At 65.0% G+C, this 22,586-nt stretch carries 16 protein-coding genes, 1 pseudogene and 1 riboswitch; of the genes and pseudogenes, 10 read left to right on the forward strand and 7 right to left on the reverse strand.

Annotation, left to right across the window (positions count from 1 at the left end; genetic code table 11):
* Positions 1-3: 3 nt before the first annotated feature.
* Positions 4-978: a LysR family transcriptional regulator gene (locus RAD04_RS29400; RefSeq protein ID WP_461626596.1), complete on the reverse strand. Its 975-nt coding sequence runs from the start codon at positions 976-978 to the stop codon at positions 4-6.
* Between the two features lie 113 nt (positions 979-1,091).
* Between RAD04_RS29400 and RAD04_RS29405 the strand changes: the two genes are divergently transcribed.
* Positions 1,092-1,919 (forward strand): isocitrate lyase/PEP mutase family protein, encoded by an 828-nt coding sequence (locus tag RAD04_RS29405; protein WP_461626597.1) that lies wholly within the window; start codon positions 1,092-1,094, stop codon positions 1,917-1,919.
* Here the strand turns inward: RAD04_RS29405 and cynS are convergent.
* Together cynS and RAD04_RS29415 are read right to left on the reverse strand one after the other, a co-directional pair.
* Positions 1,906-2,394, reverse strand: a complete 489-nt coding sequence (gene cynS, locus RAD04_RS29410; RefSeq protein WP_104462481.1) for a cyanase — start codon at positions 2,392-2,394, stop codon at positions 1,906-1,908. The genes RAD04_RS29405 and cynS overlap by 14 nt on opposite strands.
* Positions 2,395-2,466: 72 nt before the next feature.
* On the reverse strand, positions 2,467-4,038 hold the full coding sequence (locus RAD04_RS29415; RefSeq protein ID WP_461626598.1) for a bifunctional AfsR/SARP family transcriptional regulator/alpha/beta hydrolase: 1,572 nt from the start codon (positions 4,036-4,038) through the stop codon (positions 2,467-2,469).
* 147 nt (positions 4,039-4,185) lie between these two features.
* On the opposite strand from RAD04_RS29415, the pseudogene mddA reads away from it, so the two are divergent.
* From mddA to RAD04_RS29430, 3 genes and pseudogenes are all read left to right on the forward strand, one after another.
* A pseudogene (gene mddA / locus RAD04_RS29420) lies at positions 4,186-4,967 on the forward strand (methanethiol S-methyltransferase).
* Positions 4,964-5,941, forward strand: coding sequence for an NADPH:quinone oxidoreductase family protein (locus tag RAD04_RS29425; protein WP_461626599.1), 978 nt, complete (start codon positions 4,964-4,966; stop codon positions 5,939-5,941). Before mddA ends, RAD04_RS29425 begins: the two are co-directional and overlap by 4 nt.
* Before the next feature lie 27 nt (positions 5,942-5,968).
* The gene (locus RAD04_RS29430; protein ID WP_461626600.1) at positions 5,969-6,721 is read left to right on the forward strand and encodes a hypothetical protein; all 753 of its coding nucleotides are present in this window, start codon (positions 5,969-5,971) and stop codon (positions 6,719-6,721) included.
* Positions 6,722-6,761: 40 nt separating this feature from the next.
* On the opposite strand, the gene RAD04_RS29435 is transcribed toward RAD04_RS29430, so the two are convergent.
* The gene (locus tag RAD04_RS29435; protein WP_461626601.1) at positions 6,762-8,201 is read right to left on the reverse strand and encodes a DUF1254 domain-containing protein; all 1,440 of its coding nucleotides are present in this window, start codon (positions 8,199-8,201) and stop codon (positions 6,762-6,764) included.
* A 258-nt stretch (positions 8,202-8,459) separates the two neighbouring features.
* Between RAD04_RS29435 and RAD04_RS29440 the strand changes: the two genes are divergently transcribed.
* On the forward strand, positions 8,460-10,163 hold the full coding sequence (locus RAD04_RS29440; protein ID WP_461626602.1) for an amidohydrolase: 1,704 nt from the start codon (positions 8,460-8,462) through the stop codon (positions 10,161-10,163).
* A 143-nt stretch (positions 10,164-10,306) separates the two neighbouring features.
* Here RAD04_RS29440 and RAD04_RS29445 read toward each other — a convergent pair whose 3' ends face one another.
* Positions 10,307-11,506 carry a TrmJ/YjtD family RNA methyltransferase gene (locus RAD04_RS29445; protein ID WP_461626603.1) on the reverse strand — a complete coding sequence of 400 codons (1,200 nt, stop codon included), beginning with the start codon at positions 11,504-11,506 and terminating at the stop codon, positions 10,307-10,309.
* Between the two features lie 336 nt (positions 11,507-11,842).
* On the opposite strand from RAD04_RS29445, the gene RAD04_RS29450 reads away from it, so the two are divergent.
* Positions 11,843-13,057, forward strand: coding sequence for an NADP-dependent isocitrate dehydrogenase (locus tag RAD04_RS29450; RefSeq protein ID WP_461626604.1), 1,215 nt, complete (start codon positions 11,843-11,845; stop codon positions 13,055-13,057).
* Positions 13,058-13,153: 96 nt separating this feature from the next.
* Complete coding sequence (locus RAD04_RS29455) at positions 13,154-13,654, forward strand: DUF3455 domain-containing protein (protein WP_461626605.1); 501 nt, start codon at positions 13,154-13,156, stop codon at positions 13,652-13,654.
* A gap of 4 nt (positions 13,655-13,658) precedes the next feature.
* On the opposite strand, the gene RAD04_RS29460 is transcribed toward RAD04_RS29455, so the two are convergent.
* Complete coding sequence (locus RAD04_RS29460; protein ID WP_461626606.1) at positions 13,659-14,885, reverse strand: cyclic nucleotide-gated ion channel; 1,227 nt, start codon at positions 14,883-14,885, stop codon at positions 13,659-13,661.
* Between the two features lie 4 nt (positions 14,886-14,889).
* Positions 14,890-17,568, reverse strand: coding sequence for an alanine--tRNA ligase (gene alaS / locus RAD04_RS29465; protein ID WP_461626607.1), 2,679 nt, complete (start codon positions 17,566-17,568; stop codon positions 14,890-14,892).
* Between the two features lie 235 nt (positions 17,569-17,803).
* Positions 17,804-17,894: riboswitch (glycine riboswitch) on the forward strand.
* Between the two features lie 144 nt (positions 17,895-18,038).
* Here alaS and gcvT point away from each other — a divergent pair.
* Genes gcvT through gcvP form a run of 3 tightly spaced genes read left to right on the forward strand, consistent with a single transcriptional unit; the run spans position 18,039 to position 22,451 of the window.
* On the forward strand, positions 18,039-19,187 hold the full coding sequence (gcvT, locus tag RAD04_RS29470; protein WP_461626666.1) for a glycine cleavage system aminomethyltransferase GcvT: 1,149 nt from the start codon (positions 18,039-18,041) through the stop codon (positions 19,185-19,187).
* 10 nt (positions 19,188-19,197) lie between these two features.
* Positions 19,198-19,566: a glycine cleavage system protein GcvH gene (gcvH, locus tag RAD04_RS29475; RefSeq protein WP_461626608.1), complete on the forward strand. Its 369-nt coding sequence runs from the start codon at positions 19,198-19,200 to the stop codon at positions 19,564-19,566.
* Positions 19,567-19,583: 17 nt separating this feature from the next.
* Positions 19,584-22,451, forward strand: a complete 2,868-nt coding sequence (gcvP, locus tag RAD04_RS29480; protein ID WP_461626609.1) for an aminomethyl-transferring glycine dehydrogenase — start codon at positions 19,584-19,586, stop codon at positions 22,449-22,451.
* The last annotated feature ends 135 nt before the right edge of the window (positions 22,452-22,586 follow it).

Raw genomic sequence — 22,586 nt, forward strand, 5'->3', positions numbered from 1 at the left:
CATTCAGGCAAGACGCCGGCGCGCAACGGCCTTGCGCGCCGGCGTCTTCTTTCTGACATCCTGCGCGGTCGAGACATCCGGCGCACCATAGTCGCTGCGGATCGTCTCCAGGAGGCGCTGAGCGGCGAGGCTCAGGAAGCCGCTGCGGCGCGTCACAAGGACGATATCCTGATCCGCGGCAAGATCGCCCACGGCGATCGTCGCGATCGAGGCCGCGCGCAGCTCCTCAACGACGTGGCTTCTCGCCAGCAGCGCAAGACCAAAGCCGGCCTCCACGAGGCGTTTCTGCGCGGTGAGGCTGTCGACTGCCGTCCATTCGACCTCGCCTAGCCCTTGCGTGAGAAACAGCGCGAACACATGGGCGGCGGCGATCTCGCGGCGTCCGCGCGTTTCCGGGAATGCGATCCAGCGTTCACCGCGAAGCTCGGCAAGCCGCCTCACGCGCTTGCCGGCAAGCGGATGTTCGGGCGCACAAACGACCTGCAACGCCTCGGTCAGCACGAGCTCGCAAGCGAGATCGCCGGCGCGGTCAACGTTGTAGCGCAGACCGATCGTGGCCTCGCCGCGCCGGATGAGATCGCTGACCTCCGCGCTGGTCGCGGTCCGTAAGGTCAGCGCGACGGCGGGATTCTCCCGGGCAAATCGCTTCATGATGCCGGACAGACGGCCGTCGGCCAGCGTCCCGGTCACGGCGAGCGCGACCGGCCCCGCATTGTGTTTGGTCAGCGCGCGTATCGCCTGCTCGGCATCCTCCGCCGCGGCGACGGCGCGCTCGGCATAGGGGATCAGCACGCGCCCGGCTTCACTGAGCCGCGTGCGGCCCGCTATGCGCTCGAACAGCGGCACGCCGAGCTCCTGCTCAAGCAATGCAATTCTGCGCGAGATGGCGGGCTGCGAGCGGTGCAGAAACTTGGCGGCATTCGAGATCCCGCCTCTGCGATGAACGGTCAGGAAGGTGTTGAGGGCGTCGCTGTCCATGCCGGACACCTCATGCAAAAAACTGATAATGTTCAGAGGAATAACAAATTTGGCGGATGAAGAAAACGGGCCTAAGGCTGCCTCGAACGGACAAGGTGAAGCGGAGGCAAGACATGACGAGCCAGCTGGACAAAGCGAGAGCGTTTCGCGCGCTGCACGAGCGCCCCGGCGCGTTCATCATCCCCAACCCCTGGGATGCCGGCACCGCAAGGCTGCTCGCCGCCCTCGGCTTCGAGGCGCTTGCGACCACGAGCCTCGGCCTTGCCAACATGCAGGGAACGTCGACCGTCAGCCTGGACGCCATCCTCGACAATTGCCGGACGATTGCATCCGCCACCGCTCTGCCGGTCAGCGTCGATTTGGAAAACTGTGGCGCACATGAGCCGAGGCGCGCGGCCGAAGCGATCCTGCGCGCCGCCGAGGCCGGTGCGGTCGGCGGCTCGATCGAGGATGCAACGGGCGACCGCGATCGGCCGATCTACGACTTCTCGCTCGCGGTCGAGCGCGTGCAGGCGGCCGTCGAGGCGGCGCGCTCGCTGTCATTTCCCTTTACGCTGACGGCGCGGGCGGAAAACCTTCTCCACGGGCGCAACGATCTCGACGACACGATCCGGCGACTTCAGGCGTTCGAAGCGGCGGGCGCGGATGTCCTCTACGCCCCCGGGGTCCACGACCTTGCCACGATCAGGACGGTCGTCGCCTCGGTCGGAAAGCCCTTCAACCTCGTGATGGGTTTTGCCGATCCGACGCTGACGGTCGCGCAATTGTCCGCGGCCGGCGTCAAGCGCATCAGCGTCGGTGGCGCCATGTCGCGATACGCGCTGGCCGCCTTCCTGAAGAGCGCGCGCGAGATGAAGGAGAATGGCTCCTTCACCTATGTTCGCGAGATGGCACCGATCAAGGACCTGCGCGCCGCCTTCGCCGCGGTCACTCCTCCTTGAAGCCGTATTCCGGCACGTTGCCGCTGGCGCCGTAATATTTGTACGGCAGGAATTTGCCGCTCATGGTGATCTTGACGCGGTCGCCCTTCGGGTTGGCGACGCGTTCGATTCCCATGTCGAAGTCGATCGCCGACATGATGCCGTCGCCAAATTCCTCTTCGATCAGTGCTTTCCAGGCAGGACCGTTCACCATCACCATCTCGTAGAAGCGATAGATCAAGGGATCGGTCGGCGGCATCGGCGTGCCGGTGCCGCGCATCGGCACCTCGTTGAGCATCGCAACTTCCGCCTTCGACAGGCCGAACAGCTCGCCGGCATTGGCAGCCTGCGGCTTTGTCAATTTCATCTGGCCGAGAATGGCGCCGACGATGAGGACCTCGGAATAGCCGCCGATCTTGTCGCAGATGTGCTTCCAGCTCCAGCCCTTCTCGCGCTTGATGTCGAGCAGCTTCTCGGTGAGGTCTTCGCGTTTCATGTTAGGTCTCCCTTGCAAGGCGTCGTATCAGCCTGCCGCTTTGAGAGGCACGAAACGTGCCAAAAAATGAGGCTAGAGCCTCGCCCCGGCGTCCTCGCCTCGCCTCTGCAAGCCGTCGATGAATCGCGCGATCGCCCCGAGCACCGGTCGCTGATCACCCGCAAAGAACCAGTGATCGTTGCCGTCGAGCTCGACGAATTCCGCACCGCTGATCCGGCTCGCGATATCGCGGCCGGCCGCGATCCGCACCGCCTGGTCGCCGCGCCGATGCAGCACCAGCGTCGGCACCGCGATCTGCGCCAGGAGATGCCGCACGTCGGCGTCGCGAAAGGCCTCGAGCACGGCCGAGATGCCGCCGGGACTGGAGGCCGCGCGCAATAGCCCGGCCCACCAGGCGCGCGCCTGGGGATCGCCGGCCAGACTCGGCGCAAACGTCTCGATGCCGACCGGGCCGCCCCATTGCGCGACGAGCTGCCTGCTCCAGGCGTCATACTGGCTGGCGCGCAAGGCGTGCGGATAATCCTCCGACCAGCAACCCTTGGCCAGTGCGCCGAACAGGATGAGCCCGGCCACACGGCGCGGCTCATCGACCGCAAATTTGACGCAGGCCGGCCCGCATTCGGAGGCGCCGAACAGCACGACGCGGCGCGAATCCACTGCCCGCAGTACGGTGCCGATGTCCTCCGCAGTCACGTCGATCCCAGGTGCCGATCCGACCCGGTCGGACAACCCGATCCCGCGACGATCGAAGACGATCAGCCGTCCAAGCTTCATCAACGACGCCAGGAACGTCCGGCTTGCAGGGCTCTCCCAGGCCCGCTCCACATGCGACACGAAGCCGGGCATCACCAGGATATCGAGCGGGCCGCTTCCGTAGGTCTGATACGCCAGATGCACGCCGGCGCCCTTCACATAGCGCGTGGTCGGAACAGCGTGCAGCGCCGTTGCGGGACTCATGAGCGCCTCGGTCTCGGCTTCCGGTGCAACCCCAAGCTCGTCCCGCAGCCGCTGTGTCAGGGCCGCATGATAACGCTCGGCCGCGCTGCGGTCGCCGGCCAGCAGCAGGCTGCGGATCAGATGCCGGCCATAGACCTCGCTGAGCGGATCGAGTTCAGCCAGGCGCGCCGCATACGTGGTCGCTGGAAAATGATCGCCGGCGGCATTCTTGTCCTGCACCAGACGCTCGAGCGCATGCATCAGCCGTCCTCTCAGCGCCTCGCGGCGAAAGAACGCCCAATCGTCGAATTCAGGGCAATCGTCGAGAGCGAAGCCCGCAAGGAAGTCGCCGCGATAGACCCGGCAGGCCGCTTCAAAGTCGCCGCGGTCGCAGGCGCTCTCGAATGAATGCGCATCGACCTTGAGTACGACCGCCGGAGACCACCGCACGCTGGTGCGATCGGTCTCGAACACCGGCTGGCCGAGCGCGAGCTCGACGCGATGAAGCAGCCGCCGCAACCGCGCAAGGCCCGTCTCGCGATCGGTCTCGGGCCAGAGCAGCGTGGCGATGACGTCGCGCGCGACCGCAGCCTTGGCCTCCGCGAGATAGACGAGCAGCGCAAGACCCTTGCGCAGGTTCAACTTGATCGGGCCGCCGTCAGCATGGACCTCCGGGAACCCGAATGTCTCCAGCGAGAAAGCCGTCATGGAAACCCTCTTACCCCTTGGGACGTCCCTAGGGGACGCACAGGGGACGGCGCCGCGGTAGCCATAGGCCCAGATCGAGCCCGCTGGCCGGCGACCGCCTCTAGCTCTGCATGCGGCACCGCTGGATCAGGCACAATAGGAAAAACCATGTTCTCACGCCTCGCAATCCTGCTCTACGCAATCGTGAGCTATGCATTATTCACGGTGTCATTTCTCTATGCGCTCGGTTTCGTCGGCAATTATGTCGTACCGAAGTCGGTCGATCAGGGGACCGACGTCCGCAGCCTGACCGAGGCCATCGTAGTCAACCTGCTGCTGATGAGCCTGTTCGCGATCCAGCACAGCGTCATGGCGCGCCCGGCCTTCAAACGCTGGTGGACCAAAGTTCTTCCCGTGGCCTGCGAGCGCAGCACCTACGTGCTGCTCTCCAGCCTCATTCTCCTCCTGCTGTTCTGGCAGTGGCGTCCGATCCCGATGCCGATTTGGCAGACCAGCGGAATCGTGGCGTGGTTGCTGACCGGCGTCCATTGGCTCGGCTGGCTGATCGCATTCGCCTCGACCCACATGATCGATCATTTCGACCTGTTTGGCCTGCGCCAGGCCATCTCGGCGCTACGCGGGACCGAGCCGCAGGGTCACTCCTTCAAGGCGCCGCTGCTCTACAAGATCGTGCGGCATCCGATATGCTGGGCTTCCTCCTCGCATTCTGGGCCACGCCCGAGATGACCGCCGGCCATCTGCTGTTCGCGCTCGCGAACACCGCCTATATCCTGGCCGCGTTGCAGTTCGAAGAGCGGGATCTGATCGCAGAGTTCGGGGAGACCTATCGGCAGTATCGCCGCCGCGTCCCGATGCTGGTGCCGCGCCTTTTCGCGCGGACCCGGACGAAAGACCATGACGTGGCCCGGAGCATCGGAGCGCCGCGATGAAAGCCATTCTGTGCCACTCGTTCACCGGACCCAGCGATTTGCGCCTCGGCGAGATCGATGTGCCCAAGCCAGCCGGCGATGAGATCCTCATCGACGTCCACGCGGCCTCCGTCAGCTTCATGGACCAGTTGCTGGTCTCGGGTCTCTACCAGATGCGGCCGCAGACGCCCTTCGTGCCCGGCACGGAAGCCTCCGGAACCGTCGTCGCAATCGGCGACAGGGTGACAAGGTTCGCGCCAGGCGATCGCGTGGCCTGCAGCAGCTGGACCGGCGGCTACGCCGAACGAATGATCGCGAAGGAATCGAAGACCGTGCGCCTGCCGGACGGCGTCGCGTTCGAGGCGGCGGCAACCATCCTGCACAATTACGGCACGGCCTATTATGCGCTGGTCGAGCGGGCACGAGCCGAGCGCGGCGAAACGCTGTTCGTCACCGGCGCCGCCGGCGGAGTTGGACTGGCCGCCGTCGACCTCGGCCGCCATCTCGGCCTGCGTGTCGTCGCCGGCGTCGGCTCCGACGACAAGGCGGCCCTGGTCCGCGGCTACGGCGCCAGCGAGGTCATCAATTATCGCAGCGAGGATCTGCGCGACCGGATCAAGTCGGTCACGTCAGGAGAAGGCATCGATGTCGGCTTCGACAATGTCGGCGGCGCGATCTTCGAGCAGATGGCCCGGCTGATGAAATGGGGCGGACGGCTGATGCCGATCGGCTTCACCGGCGGCGAGATTCCGTCCATCCCGATGAACCTGCCGCTGCTAAAGAACTATTCCATCATTGGCGTCTTTGCCGGTGCCTGGGCGGAGAAGTTCCCGCACGAGGCCGCGCACATGAATGACACGTTGATGCAATTGCTGGCCGAAGAGCAGATCAGTCCGCACATCGACCGCGTCCTTCCCTTAGAGGAGGCCGGCGACGCCATGCGGGCCGTGGCCAATCGCACGGTTCAGGGACGAATTGTGCTCAAGATCAGGTAGAGTGCGCCAACGACGAAGAGAGAACCGATGACACCAATCATCATCGACAAGCGCTATTGCGGTCCTCCGAACTCCGGCAACGGCGGCTATGTCTGCGGCCGGCTCGCTCGTCACATTCCCGGGGCTGCAGAGGTGACGCTGCGCGCGCCGCCCCCGCTGGACACGCCGCTCGATGCCATCGCGACGGACGGCGACACATGGGAGCTCCGCGACGGCGGCAAGGCCGTCGCCACCGCCCGCGCCGTCAGCGTCGAGCTCGCGCAAGTGGAGACGGCCACCTTGCCGGAAGCCCGCGCGGCCGAATTGCTGGCGCTATTCAAGCCGCACGAACATCCGCTGCCACACTGTTTCGTCTGCGGTCCTGCCAGGACGAAAGGCGACGGCCTGCGCATCTTCGCCGGCCCGCTCCGCCGTCAAGCACAAACTCCCGTTCTCGCCGCGAGCTGGGCACCCGATCCGAATCTCGCCGCCGAGGATGGCCTCATCGCACCCGAATTCCTCTGGTCCGCGCTCGATTGCCCGACCGGCTTTGCCTGCAATTTCGATCAGCAGAGCGGCAGCTTCGAGAAGACCCCGCTCCTGCTCGGACGGATGTCAGCCCGCATCGAAGCGCGCCCCCGCCCCGGCGAGCGCTGCATCATCACCGCCTGGCCCACCGGCCGCGACGGCCGCAAGCGCACGGCCGACGCCGCGCTGCATGATGAAGCCGGCAGCTTGCTGGCGTTGGCGCGGACGACATGGATTGCGGTGGAGCGCGAGGTACTGCTCGGGCGCCGGTGACGGTGCGCAGGGTAGGCAAAGGCGCGAAGCGCCGTGCTCCCTAGCTGCTCGTCACTTGCCGAACCGGGGGCGGCTTCCAGGTCCCGTTGATGATCGAGGGCGGCTTCTCGTTCGGCCAGTACATGCGCAACATCAGGACGAACTTGCCCGCGGGCGCGGGAAGCCAATTGCTCTCCTTGTCGGGGCCCGGGTTGTCCTTCTGAATGTAGAGGTCGACCGAACCGTCGGGATTGGCTTTGAGATTCTGGCGGGCGCTGATCGACTGGCGGTTGATCGGATTGGCGACGAAGAAGTAGTTCTCATCATACATCGTGAGCGACCAGAAGCCTCCGACCGGGGGAAGCTGCCCCTTCGGAAAACGCATGACGTATTTGTTGCTGCCGACGTACTCCTTGCCGTCGGCGTCCTTCTGGGATGTCGGATAGCACGCATCCTGGATCCGGTTGGCGCCAAGGCCGATGGCCGTGACAAGCGCACGGTTGAGATAATTGGTGCCGTAGATGCCGGCTTCGCTGTCGAAGGCCCAGCCGTTGACGTTCTTGATCGCCTTGTTGACCTTGAACTGGAGCATGATGCGGTCGAATGCCACCTGGGGGACCCGCTTGGCGAAGGCAGCATCGAATTTGCTCGCGTCAAAATCCTTGCCGGGGACAAGACCGATCTTCGCGAATTTGGCGACCTCGGCCGCGTCGGCGGCGGCCGGCGGATTGCGCTTCATCAACTGCGCGAGAAGGGTGAAATAGGCCGCGGCGTCCAGGCGGTTGACCTGGTCGCGCACCGCCGTCTTCGTGTCGATCGACGCATCGACCTTTCCCGCTGGAGGCGTGTACGACTTGCCATATGCGCTGAGAGGGACGATCTTGAACTCGTCCTGCGCGGCGTGCACGGCCGCATAATCCTCCGGTGTGCCGGTGCAGTAGATGCGGCCCAGAATCCACACCATGCTCGTGGGTGATTTGTATTCCTTGACGCCGGCGGGAAGCGTTCCCTTCCAGCCCGGGCCGGTGATCGCATAGGTCTGCGCCCTGGTGCCGGTGGTGCGCTTGCCGGGCACCTGGAAGACATTGGTCCAGCCGTCCAGCATCGGAAACAGGAAATAGCGGTCCTTCATATCAGGCATACTCAGGACCCAGGGCTCATCTCCCACGTCGATCCAGGCCGTCGTGTAGAGCGTGTCGGCATTCGGTGCCGTGACATCCCTGAAGCTGGCATCAGGGTACTTGCGCAACTTGACGAACTGCCCCATCGGCCCATGCGTGCCCTCCACTGCCGCAACGTTCGTCATGACTCGGCGGGTCATCTCCATCGTCACAAGCGGGTATCCGTAGATATAGGCGTCCTGGGCGAGCCAGAAATCTTCGCCGCCCTCCACGGCCCTGACAACAAGACCATCAAAATCGGCGCGGGCGGCTCGGGAAATCGCAAGCGCCGACACGGCGGCGCTGAAGGCGGCAAGTGCTTGGCGACGGCTGATTGACATATCGAACCCTCTCTGTTGCCTCAAAAGCGTAACGGGCGGGGTTCCACGTTCTTTGACATGCATCAATGGCGCGGGTGGCAAAGGCGCGCAGCGCCGTGCCCACCGTGTCTGCTGCGGCGTAGTTGATCGACGTCGTGGGCACGCTTCGCTTTGCCCAACATGTGGACGCTGCAGGCCTTGAGAAGCGTTGAACCCGTGTTTGATCAAAGATACCCTTGAAGATCTTCGTCCAGAAAAAACAAGATCCAGGGGGACGTGATGGTTCGCAAGTTGATGGCATTTGCAATCGTTGCCGCGGGCACGTGGTTCGCTGGCGTCGCAAATGTTGAGGCGCAGCAGCCGGAGCTCAACGGGCCTGACCTGGTCCTCATCAACGGAAAGGTTCTGACGCTGGATGAGCGATCGACGATCACGGAGGCCGTGGCCGTCGCGGATGGAAAGATCATCGCAACCGGCACCAGTGCTTCGATGAGGTCGCTCGCCGGTGCTCGGACCCGCGTGCTCGATGTGGCTGGGAAGACCGTCATCCCCGGATTGATCGATACGCACGCTCACTTCAAGGCCGCTGGTCTTGGCGACTATGTCGTCATCATGGGCCGAGCCAAGACGGTCGCGGAAGCGCTCGAGGCCATCAAGGCATTCGCGGCGAAGAAGAAGCCGGGCGAGTGGATCGTAGGTGGCGCATGGCATCCGCCTTCACAATTGGCCGAGAAGCGATATCTGACCAGGCAGGAGATCGATAGCGTTGCTCCAGACAACCCGGTCTATCTTCGCACCGTCGGGCATTTCTCGATGGCGAACAGCATGGCTCTACAGCGGGTCGGAATCGACAAGACCACCGCGGATCCGAGCGGGGGAAAGTTTGAGCGCGACGCGGCCGGTGAATTGACCGGCGTGCTGGTGGAGACGGCGATCGATCGGGTCGAGAAGGCGGTGCCGCCCTGGACAGAAGACGATGAGATGCGGCAATTCACGATTGCCGAAGGTGTGCTGAACAGCTTCGGTATCACGAGCGTGGTCGAAGGCGCGACAGAGGCGCGCGATATTCGCATGCTGCAGAAGCATGTCGCATCCGGGAAAGCCACATTGCGCACCGGCGTGATGTTTCGACCAGAGCCTCCGGCCGATCTGACCGCGTGGGAAGCGATCATGGCAGGCAATGGGGCCTCTTCAGGCTTTGGCGACGATTGGCTGAAGTTCGCGGGAATCAAGATCTTCTACGACGGCGGCATGACGCTGAAGACAGCGCTCATGCGCGAGGTGTATCCCGATTCACACGACAACTATCATGGCGTTGCGCAGCAGACACCTGAGCGATTGAAGCAACTCATCTCCATCTGCCACCGATATGACTGGCGGGTCGGTGTCCACGTGGTGGGTGACCTTGGTATCGACCAGGTGCTCGATGCGTTCGAGGCAGCGGATATGGAGAAATCGATCCGAGACCGTCGCTTCGTCCTCATTCACGCCAGCCTGATCCGGCCAGAACAGATGGAGCGTGCGCAAAAGCTGGGGGCCCGTGTCGATTTCCAGAACGCTTTCATGTGGGATAAGGCAGCGACCGTCGAACGATTTCTCGGGAAAGCGACCGCTGATCGCGCCGTACCGACCAGGACGTTAATCGAAAAAATGGGGCTCAATAGTCTCGGCGCCGGGACGGACTTTCCCGTCAACCCGATCAACCCCTTCCTCAACATGTACATCATGGTGACCAGGAAGGACCCCAACGGAAACGTCTACGGCGCGGCAGAAGCCATTACGCGCGAGCAGGCCCTGCGACTCTACAGCAGCGCAGCCTCGCGCTACACGTTCGATGAAGCGCGCAAAGGGACTATTGAGCCCGGAAAGCTTGCGGACATCGTGGTGCTCTCCGCTGACTACACGGTCGTGCCGGAGGAGCAGATCAAGGACATCAAGGTGGACCTGACGCTCGTGGGCGGCAAGGTCGTGTTTCAGCGCTGACGTCATCCGCTGCCGACCAGCAGGAAGTGCCGTAGGGTGGGCAAAGGCGCGTAGGCGCCGTGCCCACCTTCTCTTGATGATCAGCGAGAGATGGTGGGCACGCTTCGCTTTGCCCACCCTACGAGAGCTATGCCTTACGGCACCTACATCGCTTGCTCGATCATCCCCTGCAGCCGCGCCAGCTCCGCCTCGAGATCCCGCTCCACATCCGCGGCACGAATGTCGAGCACCCGATAATCCCGCGCCTCGAGCCAGCTCCGCCGCGACGCGCGGTCCGCCGCAATCGCCTCGCCCTCGCCGGGATTGACCAGTTCGATCGCGATCCGATGCGGGAACGAGACGAAGTCCGGGATGTGGCGGCCGACCGGGGTCTGGCGCTTGAACCCACCTGCGAAGCGGCGATCACGGGTCAGCGCCTGCCAGAGCAGACGCTCGGCATCGGTCGGGTTGCGGCGGAGCAGACGGGCAAGGCCCCGCACGGTCGAGCCGCTGTCGGGCACGCCGCCGCCTTGCCCGTGCTCGGCCAAAAGCGCGCGCAGGCGCGTCGCCTGCTCGCCATCGAGCACGCCGCCCTTGGCCGGGCCCTTGCGTCCCTCGGCGATCGCCATGATCACCCCGTGCAGGGTGTGCATGTCCTGCTTGGTCGGCTCCATGCGGCTAAAGATGTTGCGCAGGTTCACCAGCATGGTGTCGCGCTTCTCGGCCGGGCGCAAAAATTCCACCTTGTCGAGCTCGCGGATGAGGTTGTCGAAGAACGCCTGCATCTGGTGCTGCGAGGCGCGCTCGGAGCGCTCCGGCATGGCGTGCGGCAGCTCGCCCGAGGTCGCTCGCTTGAACCATTCATAGCCGACCAGCAGCACGGCCTGGGCGAGGTTGAGCGAGGCGAAGCCCGGATTGACCGGGAAGGTGATGATGCGGTTGGAGAGCCCGACCTCCTCGTTGGTCAGCCCCCAGCGCTCGCGGCCGAACAGGATACCGCACCTGCCGCCGGTCGCGACGTGACCCGCGATCTCGCTGGCAGCTTCCTCCGGCCCGACCACCGGCTTGGCCTGGTCGTGGGGGCGCGCGGTGGTGGCGAACAGCAGATCGAGATCGGCGACGGCGTCTTCGACCGTGCCGAACAATTCGACCTTTTCCAGAATATGGTCGGCGCCGGCGGCGGCGCGCTGGGCGGCGATGTTGGGCCAGCCGTCCCTGGGGTTGACGATGCGCAAGGCGCCAAGGGCAAAATTCCCCATGGCGCGCGCGGCCATGCCGATGTTTTCGCCCAGCTGCGGCTCGACCAGGATGACGATGGGACCGTCGAGGGACAAACCCGCCTTGCTCTTGTCAGTCCCCGACATTTCGTTTCGCTTTCACTCTGGTTCTCAAGGCCTTGCCAGGGCGCTCTTCAGGAATTGATTCAAACCGGCCGCCGGTCGGCGCCGCCCTGCCGCCTGTCGTTTGCCTGTCCTGACAGAATTCTCAAGGAAAATAACGGGGTTAGAATCGACTTTTGAATCTCTTCTGAAGCCTCAGGCCGCCCCGCCGGGGGCCGTCGCCCGCCCCCCATCCGGGCAAGCTGGATCGGCTAAAAGTGCATAATCCCTTGGCTTTCGCCCGCCGCGCGGCGGTGCTAAGAGGCGGCGGATATTCCCGTGGCGCGCCAAAAGCGCCGTTCCCAAGAGGCTTCCCCGATCATGGCAAAAATCAAGGTATCCAATCCCGTCGTCGAGCTCGATGGCGACGAGATGACCCGGATCATCTGGCAGTACATCAAGGACAAGCTGATCAACCCGTTCCTGGATGTCGAACTGATGTATTTCGACCTGGGCATGGAATACCGCGACCACACCAACGATCAGGTCACCATCGACGCCGCCGAAGCCATCAAGAAGGTCGGCGTCGGCGTCAAGTGCGCCACCATCACCCCTGACGAGGCCCGGGTGAAGGAGTTCAACCTCAAGCAGATGTGGAAGTCGCCGAACGGCACCATCCGCAACATCCTCGGCGGCGTGATCTTCCGCGAGCCGATCATCTGCAAGAACGTGCCCCGCCTGGTTCCCGGCTGGACCAAGCCGATCATCATCGGCCGCCATGCCTATGGCGACCAGTACCGCGCCACCGACTTCAAGTTCCCCGGCAAGGGCACCCTGTCGATGAAGTTCGTCGGCGAGGACGGCACCGTCATCGAGAAGGAAGTGTTCAAGTCTCCCGACGCCGGCGTCGCGATGGGAATGTACAATCTCGACGACTCCATCATCGACTTCGCCCGCGCCTCGCTCAATTACGGCCTGCTGCGCAACTATCCGGTCTATCTCTCGACCAAGAACACGATTCTGAAGGTCTACGACGGTCGCTTCAAGGACATCTTCCAGGACATCTACGACCGCGAGTTCAAGAAGGAATTCGAGGCCAAGGGCCTGACCTACGAGCACCGCCTGATCGACGACATGGTGGCCTCGGCGCTGAAATGGTCCGGCGGCTATGTCTGGGCCTGTAAGAACTACGACGGCGACGTGCAGTCCGACACGGTCGCACAGGGCTACGGCTCGCTCGGCCTCATGACCTCGGTGCTGCTCACCCCCGACGGCAAGACCGTGGAAGCCGAAGCCGCCCACGGCACCGTGACCCGCCACTATCGCGAGCACCAGAAGGGCAAGGAGACCTCGACCAACTCGATCGCCTCGATCTTCGCCTGGACCCGCGGCCTGTCGCACCGCGCCAAGCTCGACAACAATGCCGAGCTCGCCAAGTTCGCCAACACGCTGGAGAAGGTCTGCGTCGACACCGTCGAGGCCGGCTACATGACCAAGGACCTCGCGCTGCTGGTCGGCGCCGACCAGCGCTGGCTCTCGACCACCGGCTTCCTCGACAAGGTCGCGGAAAACCTCACCAAGGAGCTGGCGGCCTGAGCCGACCGCAATTTCGCCCGACTGGGCCAGACATCATCACGGGCCGCGCAACAGCGCGGCCCGTTTCTTTTTGAGACCTTGCGCGGAGATGCCACCATGTTCATCAAGCTTGCCGGCCCCACCATGCTGCTCGCAGCCCTGATCGGACCGGCCGGAGCTGCCGAGCCGCTTCCCGAGGCCATCGCCGTATCAGGCGAGAGCGTCGTGCTCAGCGTCCACGCCGAGGGTGCGCAGGTCTATGAGTGCAAGGCCGGCGCTGAGGGCAAGCTCGCCTGGAGCTTCCGCGAGCCGATCGCGACGCTTCTCTCGGACGGCAAGACGATCGGCCGGCACTATGCCGGACCGAACTGGGAGCACGCCGACGGCAGCGCCGTCGTCGGTAAGGCGATCGGAAACGCGCCGGGCACCACCGCGGCCGATATCCCCTGGCTGAAGCTGGAAGTTACGGCCCGCCGCGGCAGCGGCGTGCTGACGCCCGTTACCACCGTGCAGCGCGTGAGCACCCAGGGTGGCAAGCTGGACGGTGCCTGCGAGAAAGCCGGCGAATTCAGGAGCGTGCCCTACTCGGCCGTCTACGTCTTCCTGAAGAAAGGTTGACCGCTCAGCGGTCGGGGTCGTCCTTCTCCGCCTGTGCGAGCTCGGCAACGGCGAGGTCGCCGGTGTCGGCGAGTCTCGCCTTGGCGGTGGTGTGGACGTGGTCGGCGAGCGTCGGCATGCGCGCGATCAAGGCGTGAAAATCCTGGGCATCGAGCACCAAAAGGCGCGTCTTGCGCGTCGCCATCACCGTGCCGCTGCGTTTTGTTTTGTGCAGCAGCGCGATCTCGCCGAAGAAGGTGCCGTCCGTGAGGTGCACATGCTGGCTCGGCAGCGCGATCTCGACCTCGCCCGCGGTGATGAAATACATCGACGAGGCCACATCGCCCCGCCGCACCAGGATCTCGCCCTGCTCGATGGTGCGCGCCCGCAACAGCCGCATGATGTCGGCGATCTCCGCGGCCGACAGATGCGAGAACAGCGGCACCCGCGCCAGCATGCCCCAGGTGACGACGAAATCGCGCCGCTTCACCTCTTCGGCAAAGGCGGTGGAGATGATCGCGACCGGCAGCGCGATCATGGCGAAGCCGCTGATGATGGCGAAGGTGGAGACCAGCTTGCCGAGCGGCGTCACCGGCACGACGTCGCCATAGCCGACGGTGCCGAGCGTCACGATCGCCCACCACATCGCATCCGGAATGGTGCCGAGCTTGCTGGGCTGCACGTCGCGCTCGATGGCGTAGAGCAGCGAGGCGAACGTCAAGACCGCGCCGATCAGGATGACGACGCAGCCGATCAGCGCCCGCCGCTCGGCATGGACAGCCGCGAGCAGCGAGCGCATCGCCGGCGAGTACCGTATCAGCTTGAAGAACGGCAGCACGCCGAGCGCCGCCAGTGTCGCGTGCCGGCCGGCGGCGAGCACGATTGCCGCGGGCAGGAACGCCATGAGGTCGATGATGCCGAGCGCCGAGAAGGCGTAGCCGAGCCGGTCGGACAGCGAGGAGCCCTTGCGCTGGGTGTGGCCCGCCACGGTCCAGAGACGTGCGGCATATTCCAGCGCGAACACGATCACGGACAGGATGGTGATGGCCGAGAACACCGTGCCGAACTGCGCGTCCAGCTCCGGCACCGAGGCGAGGATCATCGCGGCCACATTGAGCACGATGACGCCGATGATGATCTGGATGAAGCGCGACCCGGCTGAATAAGCCAGCGGATCGTGCTCCAGCAGTTCGTAGAGGCGATCCCTCAAGTTCGGATCGGCTGAGCCACGTCCTCGCGGAACGGGGCGCACGGCCTCACGCGCCCGCCATCGCTTTTTCGATCGCGCTCAGCGCCTCGGTCGCCTTGGCGCCATCAGGGCCGCCGGCCTGCGCCATGTCCGGCCGGCCACCGCCGCCCTTGCCGCCGAGCGCCTCGGAGGCGACACGCACGAGGTTGACCGCGTTGAAGCGCGAGGTGAGGTCCGCGGTGACGCCGACCACGATGCCGGCCTTGCCGTCCTCGGTGACGCCGACGATGGCGACGACGCCGGAGCCGATCTGCTTCTTGCCGTCGTCGGCGAGGCTCTTGAGATCCTTCATCTCGATGCCCTCGACCGCGCGCGCCATCAGCTTGACGTTGCCGACCTCGCGCACGCCGCTGGCTGCGCCATTGCTGGCCGCAGCGCCGCCGCCCATCGCCAGCTTCTTGCGGGCCTCGGAGAGCTCGCGCTCGAGCTTCTTGCGCTCCTCCATCAGCGCGGTGATGCGCGCCGGGACGTCGTCGAGCGACGTGCGCAGCTCGTTCGCCGCGGTCTTGGCCAGCGCCATGGTCTCGTTGGCGTGCCTGCGCGCATAATTGCCGGTCAGCGCCTCGATACGGCGCACGCCCGAAGCAACCGCGCTCTCGCCGGTGAGCGTGATCAGGCCGATGTCGCCGGTGCGCCGCACATGGGTGCCGCCGCAAAGCTCGACCGACCAGCCGAGCGCGTTGGCGCCGCGCTCGCGCGCGGTCCTGCCCATGGAGACGACGCGGACCTCGTCGCCGTATTTCTCGCCGAACAGCGCACGCGCTCCGGCTTCGCGGGCTTCATCCACGCCCATCACGCGGGTGGTGACCTCGTCATTCTCCAGCACCACGTCGTTGGCGATGTCCTCGACGCGGGCCAGCTCCTCCGCCGTGATCGGCTTCGGATGCACGAAGTCGAAGCGCAGGCGATCCGGCGCGACCATCGAGCCGCGCTGAGCGATGTGGTCGCCGAGCACCTGGCGCAGCGCCTCGTGGATGAGATGCGTCGCCGAATGATGAGCCCGGATCGAGGAGCGCCTGGAATGATCGACCTCGAGCTGCAGCGCAGTGCCGAGCTTCAGCTCGCCGCTCTCCACCGTGCCGACATGCACGAAGAAATCGCCGAGCTTCTTCTGCGTGTCGGTGACGCGGAACTTGATGCCGCCCTCGCCCGTGAGCACGCCGATGTCGCCGACCTGGCCGCCCGACTCCGCGTAGAACGGCGTCTGGTTCAGCACGATCGCACCGGTCTCGCCGGCCTTCAGGCTGGCGACCTCCGCACCGTCCTTCACCAGCGCGGACACCACGCCTTCAGCGCTCTCAGTCTCGTAGCCCAGGAATTCGGTGGCCCCGAGCTTTTCGCGCAGCGGGAACCAGATCGCCTCGGACGCAGCTTCCCCGGACCCCTTCCAGGACTCGCGCGCCTTGGCCTTCTGCCGCTCCATCGCATCGGAGAAGGAAGCCTGGTCGACGCTGATGCCGCGCGACTTCAGGGCGTCTTGCGTCAGGTCGAGCGGGAAGCCGTAGGTGTCATACAGCGTGAAGGCGACGTCGCCGTCGAACATGTCGCCCTTTTTCAAGGACGCGCTCTTCTCGTCGAGGATGGCAAGGCCGCGGGTCAGCGTCTTGCGGAAGCGGGTCTCTTCCAGCCGTAGCGTTTCCTCGATCAGATTTTCCGCACGCATCAGGTCGGGATAGGCTTGGCCCATCTCGCGGACCAGCGCCCAGACCAGCCGATGCATCAGCGGCTCTTTCGCGCCGAGCAGCTGCGCATGGCGCATCGCGCGGCGCATGATCCGGCGCAGCACATAGCCGCGGCCCTCGTTCGAGGGCAGCACGCCGTCCGCGACCAGGAAGGCCGAGGAACGCAGATGGTCGGCGATGACGCGGAACGAGGCGACGGTCTGCTCGTTCGGCCCGCTGCCGAGCGCGGACGAGGCCGCATCGATCAAATGGCGGAACAGATCGGTCTCGAACACGCTGTCGACGCCCTGCATGATGCAGGCCATGCGCTCAAGGCCCATGCCGGTGTCGATCGAGGGACGCGGCAGATCCACGCGCTCCTCCTTCGTCACCTGCTCATACTGCATGAACACGAGATTCCAGAATTCGAGGAAGCGATCGCCATCCTCTTCCGGCGAGCCCGGAGGGCCGCCCCAGATGTGATCGCCGCGGTCGATGAAGATCTCCGAGCACGGGCCGCACGGACCGGTGTCGCCCATCGCCCAGAAATTGTCCGAGGTCGGGATGCGGATGATGCGGTCGTCGGAGAAGCCGGCGATCTTCTTCCAGAGCCCGTGCGCCTCGTCGTCGGTGTGGTAGACCGTGACGAGCAGCTTGTCCTTGTTGAGCCCGAAATCCTTGGTGATCAGCGTCCAGGCGAGCTCGATCGCGCGCTCCTTGAAATAGTCGCCGAAGGAGAAGTTGCCGAGCATCTCGAAGAAGGTGAGATGGCGCGCGGTGTAGCCGACATTGTCGAGGTCGTTGTGCTTGCCGCCGGCGCGCACGCATTTCTGCGACGTGGTGGCGCGCTGATACGGCCGCTTCTCGACGCCGGTGAAGACGTTCTTGAACTGCACCATGCCGGCATTGGTGAACATCAACGTCGGATCGTTGCGCGGCACCAATGGCGAGGACGACACGATCTCGTGGCCGTTCTCGGCAAAGAAGTTCAGAAAGGTCGACCTGATCTCGTTGACGCCGCTCATGTTCATCCAATCGGGTGTGCTTGGACCCGCTTTCTCGCCATCCAAACCGAAACGTTAAGGCTGATATCTGCGGGCCACAGCGCTTTTAGACAAGGCCAGCTTCGCTGTCCAGAAACTGTGCAAGGAGATCAGAGGGTTGCCGCAGCCGCTCAATCCCCTTTGCAATCCCGTTGATAGGGCAAGCGGACGCGTTGACAGGCTTGGCCGCCCTGTGGTCTGTACCCATCTGTATCGTACGGCCACGTCGGGAGAGACCGGCTTTAGGCAGCCGGCGCCGAAGGAGCAACCGCCCCGGAAACTCTCAGGCAAAAGGACCGCGTGGCTTTGACAGCATCTGGAAAGAGGCGCCGACGGGTTTAGACCCGGATGGCACCCGCCGACGGGATAATACTCTCAGGCACAGCGACAGATGGGGCTTCGACCGGTGTCCTCAGGGAATCGTCCCAGGGGAACCGCCGAGGGCCCCTGTGATGCTAGCGCACGACGACCAAGATTCCCTGAAACGTACGCCCCTTCATGGGCTTCATGTCTCCCTGGGCGGCAAGATGGTGCCGTTCGCGGGCTATGACATGCCCGTGCAATACCCCGCGGGCGTGCTGAAGGAGCACCTCCATACCCGGACCTCCGCCGGCCTGTTCGACGTCTCCCATATGGGCCAGATCGCGCTCAGGCCGAAATCCGGCAGGGTCGAGGACGCCGCCCGCGCGCTGGAACGGCTGGTGCCGCAGGACATCGTGGCGATCGCGCCGGGACGGCAGCGCTACGCCCAGTTCACCAACGCCGATGGCGGAATTCTGGACGACCTGATGGTCGCTAATTTCGGCGATCACCTCTTCCTGGTCGTCAACGCCGCCTGCAAGGACGCCGACGAGGCGCATCTGCGCGCGAATCTCTCTGAAGACTGCGTCATCGATTCCCTCGCAGATCGCGCGCTGATTGCGCTGCAGGGGCCGAAGGCAGAGGCCGTGCTGGCGAAATTGTGTGCAGAGGCGCCCGCCATGAAGTTCATGGATTCCGGCCCCCGCAAGGTGGCCGGCCTCGGCTGTTTCGTCTCACGCTCCGGCTACACCGGCGAGGATGGTTTTGAAATTTCGGTTCCCGCAGCCGATGCCGAACGTCTCGCCAAAACGCTGCTCGAAAACACCGATGTGCTGCCGATCGGCCTGGGCGCCCGCGACAGCCTGCGGCTGGAAGCCGGGCTCTGCCTGTACGGCCACGACATCGACACCATGACGACGCCGGTCGAGGCCGCGCTGGAATGGTCGGTGCAGAAATCCCGCCGCAGTGGCGGCGCGCGCGCCGGCGGCTTTCCCGGTGCCGAAAAAATCCTCGCCCATTTCGACAACGGCGCGGCCCGCCGCCGGGTCGGCCTGCTGGCCCAGGGACGCGCACCGGTGCGCGAAGGCGCGCTGCTGTTTGCTGACAGCGCCGGCGGCGAGCCGATCGGACAAGTCACGTCGGGCGGTTTCGGCCCAAGCCTGAATGCGCCGGTCGCGATGGGCTACGTGCCCACGAGCCAAAGCGCGCTCGGCACACAACTCTTCGCCGAGGTGCGGGGCCAGCGCTTAGCCGTGCAGGTCGCCGCGATGCCCTTCGTCAAGAACACCTACAAACGCTGAGGATTCGAGAATGACCACGACGCTGTACACCTCCGACCATGAATGGCTCGCCATCGAGGGCGACGTCGCCACCGTCGGCATTACCGACTACGCCCAGCAGCAGCTCGGCGACGTCGTGTTCGTCGAATTGCCCAAGGTCGGCCGCACCCTGAAGAAGGCGGAAGCCGCCGCCGTGGTTGAGTCCGTCAAGGCGGCCTCGGACGTGTACGCGCCCGTGACCGGCGAAGTGCTCGAGACCAACGCCGAGCTCGCGGCCGAGCCGGCGCTGGTGAACTCGGATGCGCAAGGCAAGGCGTGGTTCTTCAAGATCAAGATGGCCGACAAGGGCGAACTCGGCGGCCTCATGGATGAAGCCGCCTACAAGGCACATACGGCTTAAGGACGATGGAGCAAGCGATGACCGCGCACCGCAAAACCAACGGCGACGCCGCCGCCAGTTTCGTTCGCCGCCATATCGGCCCCTCAGTGCGTGACGTCACCGCCATGCTCGAAACCGTCAGCGCTAGAAGCGTCGACGCCCTGATGGCGGAGACGCTGCCGGCCTCGATCCGGCAGGCCGCCCCGCTCGATCTCGGCAAGCCGCTCAGCGAGACCGAGGCGATCGCGCATATGGGCGAGCTCGCAGCCCAGAACCAGGTCTTCACCTCGCTGATCGGCCAAGGCTATTCCGGCACGATTTTGCCCGCGGTGATCCAGCGCAACATCCTTGAGAGTCCGGCCTGGTACACGGCCTACACGCCCTACCAGCCCGAGATCAGCCAAGGGCGGCTGGAGGCGCTGCTCAACTTCCAGACTATGATCTGCGACCTCACCGGGCTCGACGTCGCCAACGCCTCGCTGCTCGACGAGGCCACCGCCGCGGCCGAAGCGATGGCGCTCGCGGAACGGCATTCGCAGGTGAAGGCGCAGGCCTTCTTCGTCGACAAGGACGTGCATCCGCAGACGCTCGCTGTGATGCGCACCCGCGCCGAGCCGCTGGGCTGGACCCTGATCGTCGGCGATCCCCTCACCGATCTCGCTGGGAGTGACGTGCTCGGCGCGCTGCTGCAATATCCGGGCTCTTCCGGCGCGGTGCGCGACCTCCGGCCCGCGATCGCAACATTGAAGGCCAAGGGCGCGCTCGCGATCGTTGCCGCCGATCTCCTGGCCCTGACGCTGCTCGCCTCGCCCGGCGAGCTCGGCGCCGACATCGCGATCGGCTCCGCGCAGCGTTTTGGCGTGCCGATGGGTTATGGCGGACCGCACGCGGCCTATATGGCGGTGCGCGATGCATTGAAGCGTTCGCTGCCCGGCCGCATCGTCGGCCTCTCCGTGGATTCGCGCGGCGCGCCCGCCTACCGGCTCGCGCTGCAGACCCGCGAGCAGCACATCCGCCGCGAGAAGGCGACCTCGAACATCTGCACCGCGCAGGTGCTGCTGGCCGTGATCGCCTCGATGTACGCGGTCTATCATGGCCCCGAAGGCCTGACGCAGATCGCCCGCAATGTGCATCGCCGCGCCGCCGTGCTCGCCAGCGGCCTGCGCAAGCTCGGCTTCGCGCCTGATAGCGAAAATTTCTTCGACACGATCAGCGTCGATGCCGGCGCCAAGCGCGCCGAAATCGTCGCACGCGCTGCGGCCGAGAAGATCAATCTCGGCGTCGGCGCCACCAGCTTGCGCATCGCGCTCGACGAGGCCACCACGGCTGCGACGATCGAAGCGGTCTGGCGCGCCTTCGGCGGCAAGCTCGCCTATGCCGAGTTAGAGGCGACCACACGCGAGGCGCTGCCGGAGGCGCTGAAGCGCGCGACCTCCTTCCTCACCCATCCCGTCTTCCACGCGCATCGCTCGGAGACCGAGATGCTGCGTTACATGCGCAAGCTCAGCGACCGCGACCTCGCGCTCGACCGTGCGATGATCCCGCTGGGATCCTGCACCATGAAGCTGAACGCGACCACCGAGATGATGCCGCTGACCTGGCCGGAGTTCGGCTCGCTGCATCCGTTCGTCCCGCGGGAGCAGGCCAAGGGCTATCAAGCGCTGTTCGCGCGCCTGGAAAAATGGCTGTGCGACATCACCGGCTATGATGCGATCTCGCTGCAGCCGAACTCGGGCGCGCAGGGCGAATATGCCGGCTTGCTCGCGATCCGTGGCTACCATGCCGCGCGTGGCGAGACGCATCGCAAGATCTGCCTGATCCCCTCCTCCGCCCACGGCACCAATCCGGCCTCGGCCGCGATGGTCGGCATGGACGTGGTGGTGGTCGCCTGCGAGAAGAACGGCGACGTCGACGTCAATGATCTCCGCGCCAAGGCCGAGAAGCATTCCAATGACCTCGCCGCGGTCATGATCACCTATCCCTCGACGCACGGCGTGTTCGAGGAGCACATCCGCGAGATCTGCGACATCGTGCACGGCCATGGCGGCCAGGTGTATCTCGACGGCGCCAACCTCAACGCGCAGGTCGGCCTTAGCAGGCCCGGCGATTACGGCGCCGATGTCAGCCATCTCAATCTGCACAAGACCTTCTGCATCCCGCATGGCGGCGGCGGCCCCGGCATGGGCCCGATCGGCGTGAAGGCGCATCTGGCGCCGTTCCTTCCCGGTCACCCCGCGACCCAAGGCGACGCACCGGTCGGCCCGGTCTCGGCCGCGCCGTTCGGTTCGGCCTCGATCCTCACCATCTCCTACATCTACATCCTGATGATGGGCGGTGAAGGCCTGAAGCGCGCCACCGAGATCGCGATCCTCAACGCCAATTACATCGCCGCGCGCCTCGATCCGCATTTCCCGGTGCTCTACAAGAACGCCAAGGGCCGCGTCGCCCATGAATGCATCGTCGATCCCCGTCCGCTGAAGAATACGAGCGGCGTCACGGTCGACGACATCGCCAAGCGCCTGATCGATTACGGCTTCCACGCGCCGACCATGAGCTTCCCGGTGCCGGGCACGCTGATGATCGAGCCGACCGAATCGGAATCCAAGGCGGAGCTGGATCGTTTTTGTGATGCCATGATCGCGATCCGAAAAGAAATCGCCGAGGTCGAGGCCGGCCGTTTCAAGATCGAGGCCTCACCGCTGCGCCACGCTCCGCACACCGTGCACGACATCGCGGACGATGATTGGAAGCGCGCCTACACCCGCGCTGAGGGCTGCTTCCCCGCCGGCACTTCGCGGGCCGACAAATATTGGTGCCCCGTGGGCCGCGTCGACAACGTCTATGGCGATCGCAACCTGGTGTGCTCCTGCCCGCCGGTGAGCGATTACGCGGAAGCTGCGGAGTAGGCCACGACGGAGGTCTCGTAGGGTGGGCAAAGCGACTTGTCCGCCGTAGCTCGAAAAGCGAAGGCGGAAGCGTGCCCACCGCCTCTGCATGACGTGAAAGATCGTGGGCACGGCGCTTACGCGCCTTTGCCCACC

The sequence above is a fragment of the Bradyrhizobium sp. 25ACV genome, from assembly GCF_054863005.1.

Bases quoted from the DNA above. Each gene is read 5' to 3' on its own strand.
- RAD04_RS29405 (WP_461626597.1), top strand. From the start codon at position 1,092: ATGACGAGCCAGCTGGACAAAGCGAGAGCGTTTCGCGCGCTGCACGAG.
- gcvT (WP_461626666.1), top strand. From the start codon at position 18,039: ATGCTAGCGCACGACGACCAAGATTCCCTGAAACGTACGCCCCTTCAT.
- gcvH (WP_461626608.1), top strand. From the start codon at position 19,198: ATGACCACGACGCTGTACACCTCCGACCATGAATGGCTCGCCATCGAG.
- RAD04_RS29435 (WP_461626601.1), bottom strand. From the start codon at position 8,201: ATGTCAATCAGCCGTCGCCAAGCACTTGCCGCCTTCAGCGCCGCCGTG.
- RAD04_RS29400 (WP_461626596.1), bottom strand. From the start codon at position 978: ATGGACAGCGACGCCCTCAACACCTTCCTGACCGTTCATCGCAGAGGC.
- RAD04_RS29430 (WP_461626600.1), top strand. From the start codon at position 5,969: ATGACACCAATCATCATCGACAAGCGCTATTGCGGTCCTCCGAACTCC.
- alaS (WP_461626607.1), bottom strand. From the start codon at position 17,568: ATGAGCGGCGTCAACGAGATCAGGTCGACCTTTCTGAACTTCTTTGCC.
- RAD04_RS29440 (WP_461626602.1), top strand. From the start codon at position 8,460: ATGGTTCGCAAGTTGATGGCATTTGCAATCGTTGCCGCGGGCACGTGG.
- cynS (WP_104462481.1), bottom strand. From the start codon at position 2,394: ATGAAACGCGAAGACCTCACCGAGAAGCTGCTCGACATCAAGCGCGAG.
- RAD04_RS29445 (WP_461626603.1), bottom strand. From the start codon at position 11,506: ATGTCGGGGACTGACAAGAGCAAGGCGGGTTTGTCCCTCGACGGTCCC.
- gcvP (WP_461626609.1), top strand. From the start codon at position 19,584: ATGACCGCGCACCGCAAAACCAACGGCGACGCCGCCGCCAGTTTCGTT.
- RAD04_RS29450 (WP_461626604.1), top strand. From the start codon at position 11,843: ATGGCAAAAATCAAGGTATCCAATCCCGTCGTCGAGCTCGATGGCGAC.
- RAD04_RS29415 (WP_461626598.1), bottom strand. From the start codon at position 4,038: ATGACGGCTTTCTCGCTGGAGACATTCGGGTTCCCGGAGGTCCATGCT.
- RAD04_RS29455 (WP_461626605.1), top strand. From the start codon at position 13,154: ATGTTCATCAAGCTTGCCGGCCCCACCATGCTGCTCGCAGCCCTGATC.
- RAD04_RS29425 (WP_461626599.1), top strand. From the start codon at position 4,964: ATGAAAGCCATTCTGTGCCACTCGTTCACCGGACCCAGCGATTTGCGC.